Source organism: Pseudomonas sp. NFPP25 (genome assembly GCF_900116505.1).
GTDB classification, from domain to species: domain Bacteria; phylum Pseudomonadota; class Gammaproteobacteria; order Pseudomonadales; family Pseudomonadaceae; genus Aquipseudomonas; species Aquipseudomonas protegens.
Map to the genome: position 1 here is coordinate 1,336,349 of NZ_FPBG01000001.1, position 21,892 is coordinate 1,358,240.

A 21,892-nucleotide genomic window follows, 5' to 3' on the forward strand; every position below is an offset into this window, starting at 1 on the left:
GCCTGCGAAGCTGCGAAAGGCCGGGCCGCGTTCGGTACGCAGGGCCTTGCTTGACGATCTTGCGCCAAACCTTCCGCGCTCTCACGCTCCCGGTGTCTTCTGCGTCGCAATGCCGCCCAAGCCGTTCACAGCCTGCGGCAGCGGCTACAAGGCCTTGGGCAGTTGCCAGCCGTAGCGCACCGAGAGCATGCGCAGGGCGAAACAGACGGTGCCCGCCAGCCAGGCCGACCATAAAAGCGGCACGCCCAGGCGCCGGGCGATGACCAGGCTGGCCGCGCCGACAAAGGCCGAGCTGGCATACAGGTCGACCTGCAGCACCAGGGGAATGCGGGCCAGGACAATGTCGCGAATCACCCCGCCCCCCACCCCGGTCACCGTACCCATGAGCATCGAGACAAAGGGCGAGATGCCGAAGTTCTGCGCCTTCTGCGTGCCCGCCACGGCAAACAGCCCCAACCCCGCGGCGTCCAGCAGAATCAGCAGCGGCCCGGACCACCCCAGCACCCAGTCCCGTGCCACGAAGGCCAGCCCGCCCATCAGCAGCGCCAGCGCCGGGTACCGCCAGTCGGCCACGGCCTTGGGCGGCGTGGCGCCAATCAGCAGGTCACGGGTCACCCCTCCGCCAAGGGCGACGATAAAGGCGATCACCATCACCCCCAGCAGGTCCAGTTGGGCGCGCATGGCGCTGATCGCACCCTCCACGGCAAACACCGCAGTGCCCGCCAGATCCGCCACCAGCACGATGTTTTCCAGGCGCCGGGGCAAGCCCTGGGCCCGGGCGTTCATGGGCCCATCCAGAAAAGCGAGGTGATCAGGAAAATACGGCGCGGCAACAGGGTTGAAGGCATGCCCGGGCACCTGCAAAAGGCTGGAGATGACGGCCGGGAACCCGACCGTCGACCCTTTGCTTATAGTTCAGGCCGTGGGCTGTCGCCATCGACCGGCCCCGGTGCAAGGCCGGGTTCAGGGCGCCAGATCGAGCTGGCCCAGGGAGTTGCTGCCCAGCTCATAGAGCAGTTCGTCGATGATCTTCTGCACATCGGCCTCGCTCTGCAGCGCCCGGGCGCTGAGCCCGGTCACCACCAGGTCGACCCGGCCGCTGGCCGGCTCGAACACCCGCAGGGTCAGGGTGCCGTCACCGGCGTTGCTGAAGCTGCAGGCCAGGGGCGCCAGGCGCTGCTCGATACAAGCGCGCAACTGCGCCAGGGTGATGGCCGCCGGCATTTCAGCGGCGCCGCAGCAGCAGGCCCGCCAACAGGCCGACGCCGGCCAGCAGGGCCACGCTCAACAGCGGTTTGTCCCGGACCCAGCGCTCGCCCTGGTCCAGGGCCTGGCCGTACTTTTCCTGCAATTGCCCGGCGGCTTCCCGGGCCATGCCGCGGGCTTGCAGTTGCTCATCATCCAGCCACTCACCCACCACGGCCTCGGCCTTGCCGGCCACCTTGCCCACTGTGCCCTTGATCTGTTCGCTAGCCATGCTGGCGCTCCTTCTACTGCGGTTCATGAATGGCAGAGGCCCGATACAGAGCCCTGCGCAGAATCACAGGATAGAAAGGCCCGCCCCTGGGCAAAAGGCGCATTTGCACTGGTTGCACTGGTGCATTTGCACCGGGTCAGCCGGCACTGCCGGCAAACAGCCCGCGCTCCCGGGCCCAGACAATGGCCTCGCCGCGGCTGTGCACATCGAGCTTGGAGTACAGAGTGGCCACGTGATTGCGCACGGTGTTGGGGGCCAACTGCAGTTGCGCGGCAATTTCCTTGTCCGCCAGCCCCTGGTAGATCAGCCCCAGGACCTCGCGCTCGCGGGTGGTGAGCTCGGCAGAGGTTACCGCCGGGGCTTGCGCGCTGCGGGTGTTGCGCACATTGGCGAGCTTTTCGATCAGGGTCTGGCTGAACCAGGAGGCATCACGCATCACCTCCTCGATGGCGCCCACCAGCTCCAGCTCCGAGCGCTTGCGCTCGCTGATGTCCATCAGCACCAGCAGGTAGCAGGGGCTGTCCTGGATCAGCACGGTATCGGCGTAGGCCACGCAGTCCACCTGCTCGGCGCCCTTCTTGCGCACCTTGAGGTCCAGGCCCATGACGTTGCCGCTCTTCTCCAGGCGGCCGAACAACTGCTCGGCTGCCTGGGGCTCGGCGATAAAACCGATGTCCTGCACGGTCTTGCCCAGCAGTTCTTCGCTGCTGTAGCCGCAGGTGTCGAGAAAGGCTTCGTTGACATCGACGATCTGCTGCTCGGCGCTGCACACCAGGGTCGGCACCGGGGTCAGGCGGAACGACTTGGCGAAACGCTCCTCGCTCTGGCGCAGGGCGATCTCGGCCTTGCGCCGCGGCTCCAGGTCCATGAAGGAAAACAGCATGCAGTCCTCGTCGTTGATGTCCAGCGGCTGGCCGGCGACGATCACCAGCTTGCTGCCGCCCTCGGGCAGGCGCAGCTCGGCCTGCATCTGCGGGATGGTCGCACCCTGCCCCAGGCGTTCGACGGCCAGTTCCTTGTGCTCGGCGTCTTCCAGCACGTCCAGCTCGTAGACCGAACGGCCGATCACCTGGTCCCGGGCATAGCCGGTCATCTCCAGGAAGCCCTGGTTGACCTTGATGTAGCGCAAATCCCCCAGGCGGCAGATCACCGCCGGCGCCGGGTTGGCGTTGAAGGTCTTCTCGAAGCGCTGCTCGGCGCTGGCCCAGTCGGTGGCGTCACTGAGGATCAGCACCAGGGACTCCGGCGCGCCATTGCGGTCCTCGAGGATCATGCTGCGCACCCGGTGCACCCAGTGCCGGGGTTCGCCGTCGATCTCGGCCTGGACCTCCACCACCACGTCGCTGAAGGTTTCTCCGGCAGCCACCCGGTTGATGGGGTAGCTGTCCAGGCCCAGTGGATGGTTGTTGCGGTAGCGCAAGGCATAGCGCCGGGCGTATTCGCGCAGATTGCCGCCCAACTGCTCGACCGTGCTGACGCCGTGCATGGCCAGGGCCGCTTCATTGGCCCAGAGCAGGGTCCGGGCCTTGTCGGTCTCGATCAGGATCACCCCGTCGGACAGACCGGAGATGATCTGCTGCAATTGGCGGCGGTTGGTTTCGGTGGCAAGTACGGCCTGGCTCATGGCATCTCCGGAAGAACCCGACGCTGCGCCAAACATCCCGCACGCCGGTAAAAAGGGGGCTGCAACTACGACCACGGCGCGCCGCCATCGTGCCCCGGCCCGAACGCTGGAGCCCCTTTGGGCAACGGAGTAAGCTGCCCCGTCCGGATTGCGGGCCAGCCGCCAGCCCGGCGACACCGGCCAGCCGCCCCTCGAGGAATGACGCATGATCACCATCCGTGAAGCCGACAGCCGCGACATCGACACCCTCCAGGCCATTGGCTGCGCCACCTACCGCGAGCACTTCGCCGCGATCTGGAGCACCGAAGGCATGCAGCAGTTCCTGGCCCAGGACTTTGCCCCCGCCCCCCTGGAACAGTCCCTGGCCGACAAGCACCTGCACCTGTGGCTGCTGGCCCTGGATCCGCAGCAGCAGCCCATCGGTTTTGCCAAGCTCAACTGGAACCGGCCACTGCCCGATGGAGCCCGGCGCGGGGCCGAACTGCAGAAGATCTACCTGCTCAAGTCCGAGGCCGGCAAGGGCTATGGCCGCCGGTTGCTGGAGCATGTGCTGCAACGGGCCAGCGCTGCCGGTGAGCCCTGCCTGTGGCTGGACGTGCTCAAGAGCAACAGCGGCGCCCGGCGCTTCTATGAAAGCGCCGGCCTGCGGCAGGTCGACGAGGTGCCGTTCAGCACCGACCTGGAACAGATCGGCATGTGGGTGATGGCCTGCGACCTGCCCCTCCAGAACCACCCCGCCCAAGATTGAGGTGGCCCTGCCACCCTCGCCCGCCGCTACAGACCCAGGGCCTTGAGCCGCCGGTACAGGGTCCGCTCGCTCAGGCCCAGGGCCCTGGCCAGCTCACTGCGCGAACCCTCGAACACCTCCAGGGCATGGGCCAGTTGCTCCAGGTCCTTGTTGCCGCGGCGGCGGCCCGGCGGCGCTGGTGCCGGCGTGCTGCGCAGCTCCGGCGGCAGGTCCGCCAGGCGGATCACCCCGTCGTCGCTGAACAGCCGCGCCCGCTCGAGGATGTTGCGCAGCTCGCGGATATTGCCCGGGTAGGTGTACAGGCTCAGTTGGGCCAGGGCCTGGGGATCGACCCGCGGCACTACCCCGGGGTCAAGCCGGCGCAGCAGGCTGTCGATCAGCAGTGGCAGGTCGTCGCTGCGTTCGCGCAAGGCCGGCAGGCGGATCGGGAAGGCGCTGATGCGGTAGTACAGGTCCTGGCGGAAGGTGCCGGCGGCGACCATTTCCTTGAGCGGCTTGTGGGTCGCCGCCACCAGGCGGAAATCCGAGTGCACGGTGCGCAGGCTGCCCACCGGGCGAAAGCTGCCGGACTCGATCAGGCGCAGCAGTTTGACCTGCATGGCCAGGGGCACTTCGCCGATCTCGTCGAGAAACAGGGTGCCGCCATGGGCGGCTTCGGCCAGGCCGATCTTGCGCTGCAGGGCACCGGTGAAGGCGCCCTTTTCATAACCGAACAATTCGCTTTCCAGCAGGCTTTCGGTAAGCCCGGTGCAGTCCACCACCACCAGCGGCCCGCTGGCCCGGGGGCTGCCGTCGTGCAGGGCACGGGCGAACAGCTCCTTGCCGGTGCCGGATTCACCCTGGAGCAATACCGGGATCGGCGCCGGCGCCGCCCGCTGCAAGGCGCTCAAGGCTTCGTTGAAGGCCGGCGAGCGCCCCACCAGGCCCTTCTGCTGGGGTTGTACCGAGGCCACGGCCACCGAACTCAGGCGCTCGACATAGGCCACCACCGTGCCGTCTTGGCCAATGATCGGCCGCAGCTCCACGTCCACATGCTCCGGCCCCCGGGGCGTGTGGTGGATGTGCAGCATGCGTTCCGGTACGCGGCTGTCATGGGCCTTGCGCATCGGGCAATGCTCGCCGGCCTGGTCACAGGGCACGGCGAACTGGTGGGACACCCGGTAGCACTTGGCGCCCACGTGGGGCTTGCCGGCCACGCCGAACTGACGCTGGTAGGCGGTGTTGGCGGCGATGATGTTGTAGTCGGTGTCCAGCACTATGGTGGGCTGCGGGTCGTGTTCGAGGTAGGACACCAGGGCGGACATCGGTGGCGGGACTAGGTCGGTGGCAATCAGGGACATGGGCAACTCCGGGGCAGAGGCGGCAGCTTAAAGCATGGGCGCCATCACTGCCATTTTCTGCCAGCAACTGCCAAATGACTGCCAAGCCCGGATGACAGTCCTGGCGACAACACATCACCAAGGGGTTGAAAAAGCGTCTAAACCAATGAACAGGCGCCAAACGACGCCGTTTCGGGTTGGCACGCTTATTGACACTTCAAGAAACGAGCGTCAGCGCAGACTGCCCTCACCTTCATTGCCTGGAGTGCCCCATGATCATCAGCGACACGCTGCGTGTAGAAGCCTTTTTCGACAGCCATACCTGGACCATCAGCTACCTGGTGATGGACCTGGCCAGCCGCCACTGCGCATTGATCGACAGCGTGCTGGACTACGACCCGAAATCCGGCCGCACCCACACCGAGTCCGCCGATCGCCTGATCGCCCGGGTGAAAGAGCTGGACGCCCGGGTCGACTGGATCCTGGAAACCCATGTGCATGCCGACCACCTGTCGGCCGCCGCCTACCTCAAGGCGCAGCTCGGGGCCCAGGTGGCCATCGGCAACCAGATCACCCGGGTGCAGAAGACCTTCGGCGCGCTGTTCAACGAAGCCCCGGCCTTTGCCCGGGACGGCAGCCAGTTCGACGTGCTGCTCGAAGACGGCGCCGAATTCGCCATCGGCGGCCTCACCGCGCGGGCCATGCACACCCCGGGGCATACCCCGGCCTGCATGACCTACCTGGTACAGGTCGGCGACGAAACCCTGGCCTTTGTCGGCGACACCCTGTTCATGCCCGACTACGGCACCGCCCGCTGCGACTTCCCCGGGGCCGACGCGCGGACCCTGTACCGCTCGATCGGCAAGATCCTCGCCCTGCCCCCCAGCACCCGGCTGTTCATGTGCCACGACTACCTGCCCAACGGCCGCGAGCTGCAGTACATGACCACCGTCGCCGAGCAGCGCGCCAACAACATCCACATTCACCAGGGGGTCGACGAAGACAGCTTCGTGGCCATGCGCGAAGCCCGCGACGCGACCCTGGACATGCCGGTGCTGATCCTGCCTTCGGTGCAGGTCAACATGCGCAGCGGGCACTTCCCCGAGCCCGAGGACAACGGCGTGAGCTACCTGAAGATTCCCCTGAACACCCTATAACTATTACCTACTCCACACGGAGACCTTGCCATGCGCCCCTTCAACCCGGCCCTGCCCACTGTCGACGGCAGCCACCAGGTGCTGATCGTCGGTGGCGGTGCCGCCGGCATCGCCGTTGCTGCCAGCCTCTTGACCCGCGATCCACACCTGGACGTGGCACTCATCGACCCTGCTCGGCACCACTATTACCAACCCGGCTGGACCCTGGTGGGCGCCGGAGTATTCAGCGCCCAATCCACCGAGCGCGCCATGGCCGAGCTGATGCCCCAAGGGGTCAAGTGGATCCAGGACGCGGTCAGCCGCTTCGACCCGGAACACAACGCCCTCGTGCTGGAGGACGGCCGGGTGCTGGCCTATGACCAACTGATCGTCTGCCCCGGGCTCAAGCTCGACTGGGCCGCCATCGACGGCCTGCCCCAGGCCCTGGGCAACCACGGCGTGACCTCCAACTACCGCTACGACCTGGCGCCCTACACCTGGCAACTGGTGCAGCAACTGCAACAGGGCGAGGCGCTGTTCAGCCAGCCGCCGATGCCGATCAAGTGCGCCGGAGCGCCACAAAAGGCCATGTACCTGTCCTGCGACCACTGGCTGCGCCACGGCCGCCTGGGGCAGATCAAGCCGCGCTTCCTGAATGCCGGCGGTGTGCTGTTCGGCGTCGCCGACTACGTGCCGGCGCTGATGGAATACGTGAAGAAGTACGGCATCGAACTGGATTTCGGCCATAACCTGGTGGCGGTGAACGGCCCGGCCAAACGCGCGACCTTTGTCCGCACCCTGGCCGATGGCCGCCAGGAAACATTGGAACGGGCCTTCGATATGCTGCACGTGGTGCCTCCCCAGTGCGCCCCGGACTTCATCCGCCAGAGCCCCCTGGCGGACGCCGCCGGCTGGATCGACGTCGACCCGGGCAGCCTGCGCCACAAGCGCTACGTGAACATCCACGGCCTGGGGGACGCCACCAATACCAGCAATGCCAAGACCGCCGCCGCGGCGCGCAAACAGGCACCGGTGGTGGCCAACAATGTGCTGGTGGCCCTCAAGCGCCTGACCCGCCTGGCCGAATACGACGGCTACGGTTCCTGCCCGCTGACCGTGGAACGGGGCAAGATCGTCCTCGCCGAATTCACCTATGGCGGCAAGCTGGCACCGAGTTTCCCGCGCTGGCTGCTGGACGGGCGCCAGCCAACCCGTCGCGCCTGGTGGCTGAAGGAACGGGTCCTGCCACCGCTGTACTGGCGCGGCATGCTCAAGGGCCACGAATGGCTGGCCCACCCGACCCTGGCCACGGACACCCCGAAAGCATGAGCGAACACAGTCTTCTGGGCGCCGGGCTGGGGGCGATCATTGGCGCGATCCTGGCCCTGACCGGGGCCGGTGGCGGCATCCTCGCCGTGCCGCTCCTGGTCTTCGGCCTGGGCCTGAGCATGGTCGAGGCCGCGCCCATCGGCCTGCTGGCGGTGGGCCTGGCAGCCAGCGTCGGCGCGGTGCTGGGCTTGCGCCAGGGCATCGTGCGCTACCGCGCGGCGGGGTTCGTGGCCGGCATCGGCATCCTCATGGCGCCGCTGGGCCTGTGGCTGGCCCACCGCCTACCCAACCTGCCGCTGGCGCTGCTGTTCTCCCTGGTGCTGCTGTACGCCTGCGGGCGCATCCTGCGCAAGGCCAGCCTGGAACTGAAACAGGGCCAGCCGGCGCCGCGCCCGGCCTTCATGCCCTGCGTGCTCAACCCGGCCCAGGGCCGCCTGCGCTGGACCCTGCCCTGCGCCCGGGCGCTGACCTTCACCGGAATGCTCTCGGGGCTGCTTTCCGGGCTGCTGGGGGTGGGTGGCGGCTTCGTCATCATCCCGGCCCTGAGCCGCTACACCAACCTGGACAGCAAGAGCATCGTCGCCACCTCACTGGCGGTGATCGCCCTGGTCTCCCTGGGCAGCGTGGTCACCGCCAGCCTCAGCGGGATCATGCACTGGGCGGTGGGCGCGCCCTTTGCCCTGGGGGCGGTCCTGGGGCTGGTGCTGGGACGCCAGGTAGCCAGCCACCTGGCCGGCCCGCGGTTGCAACAGCTGTTCGCCATCACCGGGATCCTCGCTGCCCTGCTGCTGGCCGGCGGCGCCCTGGGGCTGATTGCCCCTTGACCCCTTCGCCAGCCGGCTCCTGCAGCATCGTGTACGCCCCCCCGTAGGAGCTGGCTTGCCAGCGAAGGCGTACTCACAGGCGCCGCTGTCCTGACGTAAGATTCACGGTGCCTGATCCGGCCCTTTCGCCGGCAAGCCGGCTCCTACAGCATCATGTGCGCCCCCCGTAGGAGCTGGCTTGCCAGCGAAGGCGTCCTCACAGGCGCCGCTGACCTGACGCAAGATTCACGGCGCCTGGTCCGGCCCTTTCGCCGGCAAGCCGGCTCCTAGAGCATCATGTACGTACCACCCGTAGGCGCTGGCTTGCCAGCGAAGGCGTGCTCACAGACGCCCCTGACCTGACGCAAGATTCACGGCGCCTGGTCCGGCCCTTTCGCCGGCAAGCCGGCTCCTACGCTCAGAACAACCGGGGAAATATTGGCCTCTGCCGGTCCAGTGCTCGGGTGGCGACCATGACCTGGACCCATGTCCCCCAGGAGTGCGCCATGTCCACCGCCCAGTCCCTTGAACTCTGTTTCTGGCGCAAGATCGGCCGCTACGCCTCGCGCATCGGCCGGGCCTTGATCCAGAAAGCCCTATGGCTCTACTACGCCGCGCAACGGCCGCAAACCCCGATCTGGGCCAAGACCACCATCTATGCCGCCCTGGGTTACTTCGTGCTGCCGCTGGACATCATCCCCGACCTGATCCCCGGGGCCGGGTACGTCGATGACCTCGGCCTGTTGACCGGCTCAGTGGTGACAGTAGCCGCCCACATCAACGCCGAGGTCCGGGAACAAGCCAGCGCGCGCCTGGCCGACTGGTTCGGCAGCGAGACGGAATGAGCCAGAGATCGGCGCCAGGCTGGGCATTCGACTCACCAAGGCGGTGCAGTGCCCCCGACACCATGGCCACCCGACTCACCGCGCCTGGGTGTCCAGGGCATAGAACTCCTGCAGCTTGGCCTGCAGCAGTTGCTTGTCCGGCAACTGGGTCCGGTACTCGGCGATCAGCGCCGGTGACAGGGAACGGTTGAGGGCATATTCCACCACCTCGTCATGCTTGCTGGCACAGAGCAGAACACCCAGGGCCGGATTCTCGTGGGGCTTGCGCACCTGGCGATCCAGGGCCTCCAGGTAGAAGTCCAGCTTGCCCAGGTACTCCGGCTCGAAGCGCCCGACCTTGAGTTCAACGGCCACCAGGCAATTCAACCCGCGATGGAACAGCAGCAGGTCCAGGGCGAAATCTCGCCCGCCGACCTGCAGCGGATAGCCTGAAGCGACAAAGCAGAAGTCGCGCCCCATCTCGATCAGGAAATCCTTGAGTTGGCGCACCAGCCCCTGGTGCAGGTCGGCTTCGTCATGCCCCTGGGCCAGGCCGAGAAACTCCACCATGTAGGCATCCTTGAAGACCTTCAGGGCCTCGGGACGGGCCTGCTTCAAGGTTGCCGAGACATTGGCCGGGCGGGTCAGCGTGCGTTCGAACAGCGCGGATTTGATCTGCCGTTCCAGTTCTCTGCGTGACCATTGTTCCTGGACCGCCAAGCGCAGGTAGAACTCACGTTCACTGGGCCCTTTGCTCTGTCCCATCACCACCAGATGGTGGCTCCAGGACAATTGTCGCACCAGTGGTGCGACTTTCTCGTCAGCACGATAGGCCTCATAAAACTGGCGCATGCGAAACAGGTTTGCCCGGGTAAAACCCCGCAGGCCCGGCTGCTGCCGCGCCAGGTAATCCGCCAATTGCCGGACCACGCCATCGCCCTACTCCGCCGCCTCGATCTTGCGGCTGATATAGGCCCCGACCTGCCAATACAGCTCCACCAGTTCGGTATTCACCGCGCGCACTGCCCGCTGCCGCGCGGCGGTGATCATTTGCGCCACTTCGCCAAATGCCACTTCGGTGGAAGAGATCGCCGCTTCAGCCTCTTGCTTCATGACGCACGCCCGTTTGCTGGGAGACAGGCCCCTATCATCCCCTGGCTCGCCATGGGTCTGAAGTCAGGCCCGTCTCTTTGTGGTGAGCGAAATGTCCTTGTTTGAGCGCGGTAAACAGCCCCGTCAGCCGGGCATGCAATTGAAGTCGTGGGTACTGGCTACCTGCTTGCCCTTGGCGTCATACAGGCGCGCCGACACCTCGTTCCCCAGGCTCGACTCCACCAGTGTGTAATGCTCCCCGGCCTTGAAGCCGCCGTAGCTGATGTGGCCGTCGCAGTCTTGCTGGTTGGAGTCGCCGACGTTCTCTTCAAACAGGGTCACGTCCAGGCGGTGAGCACCGGGCTTGACCTGGAAATAGCGACCATCGTCGATCTTCTGTCCGTCCACCCGTTCGGCCATCAGGTCGTTGGGCGCCTCTTCCTGCAGGCCAATCCAGGCCTGGCTGGGATCGGGCCGGGGCATGGGCCCGGCGCAAGCGCCGAGCAGGCACGCGAGGCCCAGGACGGGTATCAGCAGCAGCGGTTTGAGTGTCATGAAAATCTACCTTGGCAATGGAAAAAAAAAGCCCTACAGGCAACTGAACGGCCGGCTCTGGGCCACCTGCCGGCCCTGGGCGTCCAGCAGAGCGGCGCTGACGTCCTGGCCCTGGCTGGACTCCACCAGTCGGTAATGGCCCCCCGCCTGGAACCCGGCATAGTCCAGGCGCCCCAGGCAGTCGGGTTGCGCCGAGTTGCCGTTGGCCCCTTGCAGCAAGGCCATCCGCAAGCGGTGCTGGCCGGGGCTGACCTGGAAGTAGCGGCCATCGTTCAGGCGCTTGCCATCGACGCTGTCGGCCAGCAAGTCGTTGGGCGACTCCGGAGCAAGATCGATCCAGGCCTGCTGAGGATCGGCCTTGGGCAGCGGCCCGGCACAGGCCGAAAGCAGGCACACCAGGCCAAGGCCCGGCAACAGCAACAAGGGTTTGAGGGACATGGAAGAAACCTCGCAAATGACCGTAATGAGTGCGGCGCAAGCCCGAAAAAAACCCCTGCGCCGATGGCCACCAAGCTTGTCGAGGCCCCGGTGCGAGAACAAATGAATCCACATGAAAGGAAATACAGGCCTTACCTAAAACTTCCTTCACCTGGCTGAAAGCCGCGTGTTAGGTGGGTCGCTGCAGGCTGCCGAGGTTTGCAACCCCACTCCCTCGGAGGTTTTCGGCATGCTCGGGCTGGTCAAGACCGCACTGCTCAAGCCCTACACGTTCATCGTGCTGGCGATATTCATTTGCATCATCGGGCCCCTGGCGGCCCTGCGTACCCCCACCGACGTGTTCCCGGATATCGGCATCCCGGTGGTGGCGGTGGTCTGGCAGTACAACGGCCTGTCGCCGGATGCCATGGCCGGGCGGGTGATCTACACCTACGAGCGCTCCCTGAGCACCACGGTCAACGACATCGAGCACATCGAGTCGCAGTCGCTGCCGGGCATGGGCATCGTCAAGATCTTCTTCCAGCCCGGGGTCGATATCCGCACCGCCAACGCCCAGGTGACCGCGGTGTCACAAACCGTGCTCAAGCAGATGCCACCGGGCATCACCCCGCCGCTGATCCTCAACTACAGCGCCTCGACGGTGCCGATCCTGCAGATGGCGTTTTCCAGCCCGACCCTGTCGGAGGCGAAGATCCGCGACCTGGTGCAGAACAACATCCGCCTGCCCCTGAGCTCCCTGCCCGGCCTGGCCATGCCCACCCCCATGGGCGGCAAGCAGCGCCAGATCACCCTCGACCTGGACCCGCAAGCCCTGGCCGCCAAGGGCCTGTCGGCCCAGGACGTGGGCAATGCCCTGGCGGCGCAGAACCAGATCATCCCGGTGGGCACCGCCAAGCTGGGCAGCGATGAATACACGGTGCTGTTGAACAACAGCCCGACCGCCATCGAGGAGCTCAACGACCTGCCGATCAAGACCGTGGACGGCGCGCTGATCACCATCGGCCAGGTGGCCCACGTGCGCGACGGCTCGCCGCCGCAGACCAACATCGTGCGGGTCGACGGACGCCGCGCGGTGCTGATGCCGGCCCTGAAGAACGGCAATATCTCCACCCTGTCGATCGTCGACGGCATCCGCCAGATGCTGCCGCGCATCAACGAAACCCTGCCGCCAGCGCTGAAGACCTCACTGCTGGGGGACGCCTCGGTGTTCGTCAAGCAGTCGGTGGGCAGCGTGGCCCAGGAAGGCATCATCGCCGCCCTGCTGACCAGCGCGATGATCCTGCTGTTCCTCGGCAGCTGGCGCTCCACACTGATCATCGCCGCCTCGATTCCCCTGGCGGTGCTCTCGGCCATTGCCCTGCTGGCGCTCAGCGGCCAGACCCTGAATGTGATGACCCTGGGCGGCCTGGCCCTGGCGGTGGGGATCCTGGTGGACGACGCCACCGTGACCATCGAGAACATCAACTGGCACCTGGAGCAGGGCAAGGCGGTCAAGCAGGCCATCCTCGACGGCGCCAGGCAGATCGTCGGCCCGGCCTTCGTCTCGCTGCTGTGCATCTGCATCGTCTTCGTGCCGATGTTCCTGCTGCAGGGCATCGCCGGCTACCTGTTCCGGCCCATGGCCCTGGCGGTGATCTTCGCCATGGCCAGCTCGTTCATCCTCTCGCGGACCCTGGTGCCCACGCTGGCCATGTACCTGCTCAAGCCCCACACGCCGGAAGCCGGCCCCGGGCACCACCCGGAAGATGCCTTCATCAACCACCACGAAGGCGAACAGCACGCCAAGCCGCGCAATGCCCTGGTACGCGGGCTATTGGCCTTCCAGCAGGGCTTCGAGGCGCGTTTCTCCAGCGTGCGCGACACCTACCACGGCCTGTTGCACCTGGCCCTGGGCCGACGCAAGACCTTCATCCTCGGCTTCTTGGCCTGCGTGCTGGCCTCCTTCGCCCTGCTGCCGAGCCTGGGCCAGGACTTCTTCCCCGCCACCGACGCCGGGGCCCTGGCCCTGCACGTGCGCCTGCCCCTGGGCACGCGGATCGAGGAAAGCGCGGCGGCCTTCGACCGCATCGAAGCGCGCATTCGCGAGGTGATCCCGGCCGAGCAACTGGACAGCATCATCGACAACATCGGCATCCCCTTGAGCGGCATCGACATGGCCTACAGCAACAGCGGCACCATCGGCCCCCAGGACGGTGATATCCAGGTCACCCTCAAACCCGGCCACGCCCCCAGCGCCGACCTGGAGAAAAAGCTGCGTGAAGCCCTGCCGGAAAGTTTCCCCGGCAGCCAGTTCGCCTTCCTCCCGGCGGACATCAGCAGCCAGATCCTCAACTTCGGCGCCCCGGCCCCGCTGGACGTGAAAATCTCCGGGCCCAACGACGCGGCCAACCGTGCCTACGCCCTGGAACTGCAACGGCGCCTGCAACATGTGCCGGGCATTGCCGACCTGCGGATCCAGCAGTCCACCGGCTACCCGTCGCTGCAGGTCAAGGTCGACCGCCTGCGGGCCAACGGCCTGGGCATCACCGAGCGCGACGTGACCAACAGCATGGTGGCCTCCTTGGCCGGCAGTTCCCAGGTGGCGCCGACCTTCTGGCTCAACCCGAAGAACGGCGTGTCCTATTCCATCGTCGCCGCCACCCCGCAATACCGCCTGGACAGCCTGCCGGCCCTGGAGGCGCTGCCGGTCACCGGCAGCAACGGCCAGTCGCAGATCCTCGGCGGCCTGGCGGACATCTCCCGGGTCGAGAGCCCGGCGGTGGTCAGCCACTACAACATCCAGCCGACCCTGGACCTGTACGCCAACGTCCAGGGCCGCGACCTGGGCGCCGTGGCCCACGACATGCAAAAGGTCCTGGACGACGCCGCGGCCCTGCGGCCCAAGGGCGCCACGATCAGCCTGCACGGGCAGATCGACGCCCTGCACGAAGCCTTCAGCGGCCTGAGCCTGGGCCTGCTGGGTGCGGTGGTACTGATCTACCTGCTGATCGTGGTCAACTTCCAGTCCTGGGTCGATCCGTTCGTGATCATCACCGCGCTGCCGGCAGCCCTGGCCGGGATCGTGTGGATGCTGTTCTTGAGTGGCACCTCGCTGTCGGTGCCGGCGCTGACCGGGGCCATCCTGTGCATGGGGGTGGCCACCGCCAACTCGATCCTGGTGGTGAGTTTTTGCCGCGAGCGCCTGGCGGAACACGGCGATGCCCTCAAGGCCGCGCTGGAAGCCGGCTACACGCGCTTTCGCCCGGTGTGCATGACCGCCCTGGCGATGATCATCGGCATGCTGCCCCTGGCCCTGTCCGAGGAACAGAACGCCCCACTGGGCCGCGCGGTGATCGGCGGGTTGATCCTCGCCACCGTGGCCACCCTGATCTTTGTCCCCGTGGTCTTCAGCCTGGTCCACGGCCGCCGTCCCCAATCCGCTGTTGCTGGAGAAAACACCCATGTCGCCTGATCACACCCCTTCGCGCAAACGCCTGATGCTGCTGGGCATCGGCGGCCTGAGCCTGGCTGCCCTGCTGGTGGCCAGCGGCCTGGCCGCGCGCACCCGGCATGAACGGGCCGTCGTTGCCTGGACCGAAACCGCCGCCGTGCCGCAAGTGCTGGTGTTCCAGCCGCAGCACAACGTGCTGGGCGACACCCTGCGCCTGCCGGCGCACCTGGAGGCCTGGAGCAAGGCGCCGATCCATGCCCGGGTCAGCGGCTACCTCAAGGACTGGACCCAGGACATAGGCACCCACGTGGCCGCCGGGCAGGTACTGGCCCATATCGACAGCCCCGACCTGGACCAGCAAGTGGCCCAGGCCCGGGCGCGGATGACCCAGCAGCAAGCCAATGCCCGGCTGGCCCAGACCACCGCCGCGCGCTGGCAGAACCTCTTGGCCAGCCACTCGGTATCGCGCCAGGAAGCCGATGAAAAGACCTCCAACGCAGCCGCCGCCAAAGCCAATGCCGAGGCGGCCGCCGCCGACTATGCGCGGCTCTCGGCGCTGGAGGACTACAAGACCATTCGTGCGCCGTTCGCCGGCACCCTCACCGCCCGCCACACCGATATCGGCCAGTTGATCAAGGCCGACAACGACAGCGACCCGGAGCTGTTCGACCTGGCGGACACCCACAAACTGCGGCTCTACGTGCCGATTCCGCAGAACTACGCCAGCGTGATCCACCCTGGTCTGCAAGCGCAGCTGACCGTGCCCGAGCACCCTGGCCAGCACTTCAGCGCGCAACTGCTGGGCGACTCCACCGCCATCGACCCACGCTCCGGCACCCTGCTGGCACAGTTCGTCGCCGCCAACCCGGACGGCGCGCTGATGCCCGGCGACTATGCCGAAGCCACGCTGGCCATCCCTGCCGACACCCACGGTGTGAGCATCCCCGCCAGCGCCCTGATCTTCCGCGCCCAGGGCACCCAGGTGGCGGTGATCGACGGTTCCCGCCACGTGCACCTGCGCAGCATCCATATCGGCCTGGACCTGGGCGAGCGGCTGGTGATCGACCAGGGCCTGCAAGCGACCGACCAGGTCATCGACAACCCGCCGGACGCCCTGCGCGAAGGTGACCTGGTGCAACTGGCGGACGCGGGAGGCGAACATGCGCCCAAGGCTTAAGCCCCTCGCCGCCCTGCTGTTGCTGGCCCTGCACGGCTGCTCCCTGGCCCCTCATTACCAAGTGCCGCCCATCGACCTGCCCGCGCACTATCGCGAACAGGACGCCGACGGCCCCTGGCACCCGGCCACCACGCCCCAGGTGCTCGCCGAGCAATGGTGGCTGCTGTACCAGGACCCGCAGCTGGATCACCTGCAACAACGCCTGCTCCGAGCCAACCCGGATCTGGCGGCGGCCCTGGCCCACTACGACGCTGCCCAGGCCTACGCCAGCCAACTGCATGCCGGGCTGTTCCCGCAGATCAGCGCCAGCGCCCAACCGCTGCGCCAGCGTCAGTCGGACAGCCGCCCCCTGCGCGGCAGCACGCAACCGTCGATCTACAACAGCAACACCGCCGGTTTTGCCCTGGGCTTCGACCTCGACCTGTGGGGCCGGATCCGCAATCAAGCGGCGGCCGGAGATGCCCAGGCCCAGGCCTCCGGGGATGATCTGGCAGCCGCGCGCCTGAGCCTGCAAAAACAGCTGGCGAGCCTGTATGTGCAACTCAATGGCCTGGACGCCCAGAGCCGCATCCTCAGCCACTCCCTGGAGGATTACGCCCAGGCCCTGCAACTGACCCGCGACCGTTATCAAGGGCAGATCGCCTCGGAACTGGACCTGACCCGGGCCCAGAGCCAACTGGCCAGCGCCGAAGCCGAACTGGACGAAGTGCGCGCCCAACGCAACCTCACCGAACACGCCATCGGCGAACTGGTGGGCGAACCGGCCAGCCAATTCCATCTGGCGCCCACTGCGCAACTCTTGAGCCTGCCGAGCATTCCCCGGCAACTGCCCAGCACCCTGCTGCAACGAAGGCCGGACATTGCCGCCGCCGAACGCCGGGTCTACGCCGCCAATGCCGGCATCGGCATCGCCCGCGCCGCCTGGTACCCGGATTTCAGCCTGACCGGCATGCTCGGTGGCCAGACCCAGGGCGTGGGCAACCTGCTGGCCGCGGGCAATCGTTATTGGGCCCTGGGGCCGTTGGTGAACCTGCCGATTTTTGACGGCGGCCGGCTGAGCGCCAATGAGCGCCAGGCCCACGCCGAGTTCGAAGAGGCCGCCGCCCATTACCGTGGGCAAGTGCTGCGGGCGGTGCGCGAGGTGGAGGATGACCTGGGGCAACTGCGGGATTTGCGCCAGGAAGCGCTGGACCAACAGGCGGCGGTGAATGCTGCCGAGCACACGCAGACCTTGGCGATGAACAGCTATCAGGCCGGAGCAGTGAGTTATCTGGATGTGGTGACGGCACAGACCGCAGCCTTGCAGGCCCAGCGGGGGTTGCAGGCGGTGCAGACAAGGGAGTTGCAGGCCAGTGTGGGGTTGGTGGTGGCGTTGGGTGGGGGGTGGAACGGGTGAGTTTTTGAGGAGGGTGTACATATCCGTTGCTGCGGGTGTGGCGGATATTGGTTCCGCTCTTACAGCGGCTCACTTTTGAAAAGCGCAAAAGTAAGCAAAACGCTCTGCCCCTCCACTCGGTGCCTCGCCTAGGCTCGGCATGCCCTCACTCCGGCATTGATCCGTGGGCCGCCGCCACAGGCCATCCATGGCCTGGGGCGGCTAACCCGGCATCCCTGCCGGGTTACCCACGGCTCAATGCCTGCGTTCGGCCATCGTGGTTAACGGGGCGTTCAGATCAAGATCAAAATCAAGAGCGCGACGGCGGCCTGCCGGCCGGCCTGGAGCTGGAGCTGGAGCGGCGTGTAGCGCCCCCCGTGTAGGAGCTGGCTTGCCAGCGAAGGCGTCCGCCCAGACGCTGCATGACTCACGGGCCTCTTCGCCGGCAAGCCGGCTCCTACGAAAAGCGCGTAAAACGCGCTTGGCTTTTGCTTTTGATCTTGATCTTGATCTTGATCTTGATCTTCAGGCCCCTTCCCAGCCGGCCGAGCGTAGGCGTTGCGTAGGGGGCAGCTCGGCAGGGATGCCGAGCTAGCCGCCACCCGGCCAGGGATGGCCGGGTGGCGGCGGCCCCCGGAGCAATGCCGAAGTGAGGGAACCCCGAGCCTTAGCGAGGGGCCCATGGAGGGGCAAGCGTTTTTGGTTCCTTTTTAGGCGTTTGTAAAAAGGGACTCGCCGTAAGGGCGAAACCATAAGTGGCCACACCCGCAGCAACGGATATGTCCCCTATCAAAACCCAACCACACCCACCACACCGAACACCCGGTGTTCTACCTCGACACCGAAGCCCCCTTGAGCGACCTGGCCAGCCCCTACAAAAGCCTGCGTACCTGCAAACGATCAGATGTGGCAACTGCTCAGGCCGTTCTTCTCCAGGTAACGCTGGTGCGCTTCATCCGCCAGGTCGAAGCGACCCAGGGGCACGATCACCGTGGCCACGGGTTTGTTGAGGCGTCCGGAGTCTTGCAGGGCGGTCTTGGCCGCCCTCGCCTGTTCGGCTTGCGCGGCGTTGGTGTGGAAAATCGCCGAGCGATATTTCACCCCGCCATGTTCGCCCTGGCGATCCACCGAGGTCGGATCGTGCAGGTCCCAGAAGTGTTCGATCAGGCGGGTATACGCCAGCACCTGCGGGTCGAAATCCACCTGCACCACTTCTATCTGCAAGGCTTCGTCCGCCGCTTCCACGGCGTAGCCGACGCGGCTGTCCACGACCCCAGGCAGCGCCCGAAACGCGGCTTCCGCGCCCCAGAAACAACCGGCGCCGAAGGTCGCCTGTTCGAGGCTGTTCACCGGCGCCCCACTCATTGCGCCACTCCCACTTTCTCGCCGCTGGCACCCAGCCAGCCATCAACGATCTGCGGATGCGCGGCGACCCATTCCTTGGCCGCCTGCGCCGCCGGTTGCTGTTCCTTTTCAATCTTGAGAATCAGGTCGTTCAGGGCCTGAGGCTCGATGCTGAAGTTCTCCAGGAACGCGGCAATTCGCGGTGCGCGTTTTTGCAGGGCGCTGGACGCCAGGACATACACCCGGGCATCCGGGTAGGCGCAGGTGATCTTGCTCTTGCTCAGCCAGTCGGCATCCACCGTGGGGCTGATGAATTTCCAGCAGCCGTCGGCCTTGTACAGCGGGTCGCCCTTCTTGTTGTCCTGGGCGTAGCCGTCGAACGCCGGTTCATCCAGGCGGCGCAGGTCGAAGGCGGAGAAGATCCAGTCCGGGGTGTAGGCGTAGAAGACCACGCCGCGTTGGGCCTTGTAGGCCGCGGCCAGCTTGGCGTAGGTCACCGAGGCTTCGGTGGACACCGATTCGAATTTGTCGGCAAAGCCGAAATCCTTGGCCTTGATCTCGCCGATGTAGGTCGACTCCCAGCCCGCCGGGCCCACCAGCAGTTGCGCCTTGCCGCCGCCCAGGGGTTCGAAGAGTTTCGCCACTTCGGGCTTTTGCAGGTCGTAGACCGACTTCACGCCGTATTTGTCTTGCAGGTAGCCGGGGATGTAGAAGCCCTGAACCCCCAGGTACGGCTGCTTGTTGGGCACCAGCGAGCGGGTGCCGCCGGTGACGTATTTGGCCCAGGCGGCGGACTGGTTGGGCAGCCAGATATCGGTCAGCACGTCCACCGAGCCGTCGCCCTTGGCGGCGGCGGCGAACAGCACCGGCACGTCACCGGCGAGGTAGGAAACCTCGCCGTCGAGGCGGCTCTTGATCACTTCGCCAAGGATGTTCTGGATGGCGATGGCGCCGGTCCAGTTCTGCTCGCCAATGACGATCTTGTCCTTGGCCAGCACCGGCAGGGACAAACCCAACAGCAGCGCGGCGGCGCCAAGGGTACGGGTAAACGACTTGTTCAAGGGACACCTCATGATTGATGCAATGTGCGATCCCGCTGGCGCAGGGTCGCTTGAATGATGCGGTCGGGAATCAGCGCGCAGAACACGATCGCGGCGCCGGCCAACATGCCCTCGCCACCCTTGATGTTGCGCAGCGCGGTCATCACGTCGTAGCCCAGGCCACCGGCGCCGATCAGCGCCGCCACCACCACCATCGACAGGCTCATCACCAGGGTCTGGTTGATCCCCAGCAGCAAGGAGCCCGCAGCCAGGGGCAGTTCGACCTTGGTCAGGATCTGCCACGGCGTGGCGCCGTGGGCCAGGGCCGCTTCGACGGCGGTCTTGGGCACTTCCTGAATCCCCAGGGCGGTGAGGCGGATCATCGGCGCCAGGGCGAAGATCACCGTGGCGATCACCGCCGGGGTCTTGCCCACCGAGAAGAACGCCACCGCCGGGATCAGGTACACGAAGGTGGGCAAGGTCTGCATCACGTCCAGGAGCGGAGTGATCAGGCGCCGGGCCAGGGCGCGCTTGGCCAGGAGAATGCCGGCGGGCACGCCGATCAACAGCGAGATCAGCACCGAGGAGCCCACCAGGGCCAGGGTGGCGATGGTCCGTTCCCAGAAGCCGAACAGGCCGATGTAGAGCAAGGCCGCGGCGCTGGTCAGGGCCAGGGCGGCGCCGGCGCTGCGCCAGGCCAGCAGCACCAGGGCCAGGGCCGGCACCGGCCAGGGCAGCCAGCCCAGCAGGCTTTCGATGCTTTCGATCACCGTGCGCACGGCGACTATCACGCCGACGAAGGTGCTTTCGAACGTCACCTGGGACCAGGCAATCAGTTGATCGATGGCCGCGGCGGTGCCCAGCAGCACTTGCCGGTCGGCGGGAAATTGCAGCCAGGGGCCAGAGGCATCGGTGGCCAACACCCGCCACAGCACCAGGGCCTGGGACAGCAGCAACACCAGCCACGGCAGACACCAGTCCGAACGCCCCAGGCGGCTGGGGCGGCGGGCCAGGGCCAGGCTCAACAGGCGGCTGAGCAGCAAGCCGATGAGCGCCAGGGCGGCCCAGGCGAAACTGGCCGTGGCCAGCCCCTGCCCCAAGGCTGCGGCCGCCCCCAGTTCCAGGGCGAAGCCCAGCCAGTACAGGCCACCGCGACCGCTGGCGGCCAGGGCGGCGGGCCCCAGCAGCAGGGCCTGGGCAAAGGACAGTCCGGGGTTGACCGGCGCCGGGGTCGTCGCGCTCTTGCGCGGGGCAATCGTCGCCACCGGCGTGGCGCTGCGGGCGCCGTGTTCCTGGAAGAAGTCCGCCACTTCGGCATCCGCCGGCTGCTTCAGCAATTCCTCGGGCGTGCCGACCTGAATCAGCTGGCCGTGGCGCAGCACGGCGATGCGGTCCGCCAGGCGCAGGGCTTCCGCCGGGTCGTGGGTCACCAGCAAGGTGGTGATGCCGCGCTCGCGCACCACCTGCAGAAAGTGGCTTTGCAGGTCACGGCGGATGGTCGGGTCCAGGGCGCTGAAGGGTTCGTCCATCAGCAGGATGTCCGGTTCGCTGACCAGGGCCCGCGCCAGGCCGACCCGCTGCTGCATGCCGCCGGACAGTTCGTGGGGATAGTGATCACCCCAGCCGTCCAGGCCCATGGCGTGCAACTGCACGTCGGCTGCGGCATGGCGCAGGGCCTCGGGTTCGCCGCGCAGTTCCAGGGGCAAGGCGACGTTGTCGCGCACGCTGCGATGAGGCAGCAGGCCGAAGTGCTGGAAGACCATGCCGATGCGCCGCGAACGCAGGGTGCGCAGTTCCCTGGCCGAAAGCTGGCTGATGGCCGAACCGTCGATCAGCACCTCGCCGCTGCTGGGCTCGATCAACCGGTTGATATGGCGCAGCAAGGTGGACTTGCCGCTGCCGGAGGTGCCCATCAGGCACAGCACTTCGCCACGGCGCACCTTGAGGCTGACCTGCTCAACCGCAGGCGGAGCGGACGGGCCACGGCGGCGGGCGTAGTGCTTGGTCAGGTGGCGCAATTCCAGCACCACGTCGGCGTTAACCGCGGGCGGGCTGGACGAGGCAGGGACGGCAAAGGCCTCTTGGGGGTGAACGGCAGACACGGGAACTCCTGACGCCGGGCGCGGAATGGCGTAGCCGGCGGTGAACAAGAAAAAGGGGGGACCTGTTCGCCGGCAAGCC

General features: G+C 66.6%; 18 protein-coding genes and 1 pseudogene. 8 read left to right on the plus strand and 11 right to left on the minus strand.

Annotated features, from left to right (window positions below; translation table 11 throughout):
- Positions 1 to 144: 144 nt before the first annotated feature.
- The 4 genes from BM382_RS05665 to BM382_RS05680 form a co-directional block, all read right to left on the minus strand.
- Positions 145 to 786 (minus strand): trimeric intracellular cation channel family protein, encoded by a 642-nt coding sequence (locus tag BM382_RS05665; RefSeq protein WP_239690394.1) that lies wholly within the window; start codon positions 784 to 786, stop codon positions 145 to 147.
- A gap of 177 nt (positions 787 to 963) precedes the next feature.
- Entirely contained in the window at positions 964 to 1,224 is a 261-nt protein-coding gene (locus BM382_RS05670) for a DUF1652 domain-containing protein (protein ID WP_015635301.1), read from the minus strand.
- Position 1,225: 1 nt separating this feature from the next.
- Positions 1,226 to 1,477: a CsbD family protein gene (locus BM382_RS05675; protein ID WP_072442217.1), complete on the minus strand. Its 252-nt coding sequence runs from the start codon at positions 1,475 to 1,477 to the stop codon at positions 1,226 to 1,228.
- 136 nt (positions 1,478 to 1,613) lie between these two features.
- A complete protein-coding gene (locus BM382_RS05680) occupies positions 1,614 to 3,101 on the minus strand; it encodes a PAS domain S-box protein (protein ID WP_011060864.1) in 1,488 nt (495 codons plus the stop codon).
- Between the two features lie 205 nt (positions 3,102 to 3,306).
- On the opposite strand from BM382_RS05680, the gene BM382_RS05685 reads away from it, so the two are divergent.
- On the plus strand, positions 3,307 to 3,849 hold the full coding sequence (locus BM382_RS05685) for a GNAT family N-acetyltransferase (RefSeq protein ID WP_053151015.1): 543 nt from the start codon (positions 3,307 to 3,309) through the stop codon (positions 3,847 to 3,849).
- Between the two features lie 26 nt (positions 3,850 to 3,875).
- Here the strand turns inward: BM382_RS05685 and BM382_RS05690 are convergent, their stop codons facing one another.
- A complete protein-coding gene (locus BM382_RS05690) occupies positions 3,876 to 5,189 on the minus strand; it encodes a sigma-54 interaction domain-containing protein (RefSeq protein ID WP_019094278.1) in 1,314 nt (437 codons plus the stop codon).
- A 251-nt stretch (positions 5,190 to 5,440) separates the two neighbouring features.
- Between BM382_RS05690 and BM382_RS05695 the strand changes: the two genes are divergently transcribed.
- The 4 genes from BM382_RS05695 (at position 5,441) to BM382_RS05710 (ending at position 9,281) form a co-directional block, all read left to right on the plus strand.
- A complete protein-coding gene (locus BM382_RS05695; RefSeq protein WP_011060861.1) occupies positions 5,441 to 6,325 on the plus strand; it encodes an MBL fold metallo-hydrolase in 885 nt (294 codons plus the stop codon).
- Between the two features lie 30 nt (positions 6,326 to 6,355).
- Positions 6,356 to 7,633, plus strand: a complete 1,278-nt coding sequence (locus tag BM382_RS05700) for an NAD(P)/FAD-dependent oxidoreductase (RefSeq protein WP_019094277.1) — start codon at positions 6,356 to 6,358, stop codon at positions 7,631 to 7,633.
- Positions 7,630 to 8,457: a sulfite exporter TauE/SafE family protein gene (locus tag BM382_RS05705; protein WP_011060859.1), complete on the plus strand. Its 828-nt coding sequence runs from the start codon at positions 7,630 to 7,632 to the stop codon at positions 8,455 to 8,457. The genes BM382_RS05700 and BM382_RS05705 overlap by 4 nt, the downstream gene beginning before the upstream one ends.
- Positions 8,458 to 8,909: 452 nt before the next feature.
- Positions 8,910 to 9,281: a YkvA family protein gene (locus tag BM382_RS05710; RefSeq protein ID WP_239690395.1), complete on the plus strand. Its 372-nt coding sequence runs from the start codon at positions 8,910 to 8,912 to the stop codon at positions 9,279 to 9,281.
- A 75-nt stretch (positions 9,282 to 9,356) separates the two neighbouring features.
- Here BM382_RS05710 and BM382_RS05715 read toward each other — a convergent pair.
- From BM382_RS05715 to BM382_RS05725, 3 genes and pseudogenes are all read right to left on the minus strand, one after another.
- A pseudogene (locus tag BM382_RS05715) lies at positions 9,357 to 10,373 on the minus strand (PDDEXK nuclease domain-containing protein).
- A 123-nt stretch (positions 10,374 to 10,496) separates the two neighbouring features.
- Positions 10,497 to 10,907, minus strand: coding sequence for a PA0061/PA0062 family lipoprotein (locus BM382_RS05720; protein WP_019095345.1), 411 nt, complete (start codon positions 10,905 to 10,907; stop codon positions 10,497 to 10,499).
- A 33-nt stretch (positions 10,908 to 10,940) separates the two neighbouring features.
- Positions 10,941 to 11,345 carry a PA0061/PA0062 family lipoprotein gene (locus tag BM382_RS05725; protein ID WP_019095346.1) on the minus strand — a complete coding sequence of 135 codons (405 nt, stop codon included), beginning with the start codon at positions 11,343 to 11,345 and terminating at the stop codon, positions 10,941 to 10,943.
- Positions 11,346 to 11,574: 229 nt separating this feature from the next.
- Here BM382_RS05725 and BM382_RS05730 point away from each other — a divergent pair, with 229 nt between their 5' ends.
- From BM382_RS05730 to BM382_RS05740, 3 genes are read left to right on the plus strand one after another with little or no spacing between them, the layout of a single operon-like run.
- On the plus strand, positions 11,575 to 14,796 hold the full coding sequence (locus tag BM382_RS05730) for an efflux RND transporter permease subunit (RefSeq protein WP_072442219.1): 3,222 nt from the start codon (positions 11,575 to 11,577) through the stop codon (positions 14,794 to 14,796).
- Positions 14,786 to 15,952: an efflux RND transporter periplasmic adaptor subunit gene (locus tag BM382_RS05735; RefSeq protein WP_072442221.1), complete on the plus strand. Its 1,167-nt coding sequence runs from the start codon at positions 14,786 to 14,788 to the stop codon at positions 15,950 to 15,952. Before BM382_RS05730 ends, BM382_RS05735 begins: the two co-directional genes overlap by 11 nt.
- Complete coding sequence (locus BM382_RS05740) at positions 15,936 to 17,348, plus strand: efflux transporter outer membrane subunit (RefSeq protein ID WP_072442223.1); 1,413 nt, start codon at positions 15,936 to 15,938, stop codon at positions 17,346 to 17,348. The genes BM382_RS05735 and BM382_RS05740 overlap by 17 nt, the downstream gene beginning before the upstream one ends.
- An 879-nt stretch (positions 17,349 to 18,227) precedes the next feature.
- On the opposite strand, the gene msrA is transcribed toward BM382_RS05740, so the two are convergent.
- From msrA to BM382_RS05760, 3 genes are read right to left on the minus strand one after another with little or no spacing between them, the layout of a single operon-like run.
- Entirely contained in the window at positions 18,228 to 18,677 is a 450-nt protein-coding gene (gene msrA / locus BM382_RS05750; protein ID WP_065363814.1) for a peptide-methionine (S)-S-oxide reductase MsrA, read from the minus strand.
- A gap of 11 nt (positions 18,678 to 18,688) precedes the next feature.
- Positions 18,689 to 19,744, minus strand: a complete 1,056-nt coding sequence (locus BM382_RS05755; protein ID WP_065363813.1) for an ABC transporter substrate-binding protein — start codon at positions 19,742 to 19,744, stop codon at positions 18,689 to 18,691.
- Positions 19,741 to 21,813, minus strand: coding sequence for an ATP-binding cassette domain-containing protein (locus tag BM382_RS05760; RefSeq protein ID WP_072442229.1), 2,073 nt, complete (start codon positions 21,811 to 21,813; stop codon positions 19,741 to 19,743). The genes BM382_RS05755 and BM382_RS05760 overlap by 4 nt, the downstream gene beginning before the upstream one ends.
- Positions 21,814 to 21,892 lie beyond the last annotated feature (79 nt).

Excerpts from the sequence above, each read along its gene's own strand:
- BM382_RS05665 (WP_239690394.1), bottom strand. The coding sequence starts at position 786 with ATGAACGCCCGGGCCCAGGGCTTGCCCCGGCGCCTGGAAAACATCGTG.
- BM382_RS05670 (WP_015635301.1), bottom strand. The coding sequence starts at position 1,224 with ATGCCGGCGGCCATCACCCTGGCGCAGTTGCGCGCTTGTATCGAGCAG.
- BM382_RS05675 (WP_072442217.1), bottom strand. The coding sequence starts at position 1,477 with ATGGCTAGCGAACAGATCAAGGGCACAGTGGGCAAGGTGGCCGGCAAG.
- BM382_RS05680 (WP_011060864.1), bottom strand. The coding sequence starts at position 3,101 with ATGAGCCAGGCCGTACTTGCCACCGAAACCAACCGCCGCCAATTGCAG.
- BM382_RS05685 (WP_053151015.1), top strand. The coding sequence starts at position 3,307 with ATGATCACCATCCGTGAAGCCGACAGCCGCGACATCGACACCCTCCAG.
- BM382_RS05690 (WP_019094278.1), bottom strand. The coding sequence starts at position 5,189 with ATGTCCCTGATTGCCACCGACCTAGTCCCGCCACCGATGTCCGCCCTG.
- BM382_RS05695 (WP_011060861.1), top strand. The coding sequence starts at position 5,441 with ATGATCATCAGCGACACGCTGCGTGTAGAAGCCTTTTTCGACAGCCAT.
- BM382_RS05700 (WP_019094277.1), top strand. The coding sequence starts at position 6,356 with ATGCGCCCCTTCAACCCGGCCCTGCCCACTGTCGACGGCAGCCACCAG.
- BM382_RS05705 (WP_011060859.1), top strand. The coding sequence starts at position 7,630 with ATGAGCGAACACAGTCTTCTGGGCGCCGGGCTGGGGGCGATCATTGGC.
- BM382_RS05710 (WP_239690395.1), top strand. The coding sequence starts at position 8,910 with ATGACCTGGACCCATGTCCCCCAGGAGTGCGCCATGTCCACCGCCCAG.
- BM382_RS05720 (WP_019095345.1), bottom strand. The coding sequence starts at position 10,907 with ATGACACTCAAACCGCTGCTGCTGATACCCGTCCTGGGCCTCGCGTGC.
- BM382_RS05725 (WP_019095346.1), bottom strand. The coding sequence starts at position 11,345 with ATGTCCCTCAAACCCTTGTTGCTGTTGCCGGGCCTTGGCCTGGTGTGC.
- BM382_RS05730 (WP_072442219.1), top strand. The coding sequence starts at position 11,575 with ATGCTCGGGCTGGTCAAGACCGCACTGCTCAAGCCCTACACGTTCATC.
- BM382_RS05735 (WP_072442221.1), top strand. The coding sequence starts at position 14,786 with ATGTCGCCTGATCACACCCCTTCGCGCAAACGCCTGATGCTGCTGGGC.
- BM382_RS05740 (WP_072442223.1), top strand. The coding sequence starts at position 15,936 with ATGCGCCCAAGGCTTAAGCCCCTCGCCGCCCTGCTGTTGCTGGCCCTG.
- BM382_RS05755 (WP_065363813.1), bottom strand. The coding sequence starts at position 19,744 with ATGAGGTGTCCCTTGAACAAGTCGTTTACCCGTACCCTTGGCGCCGCC.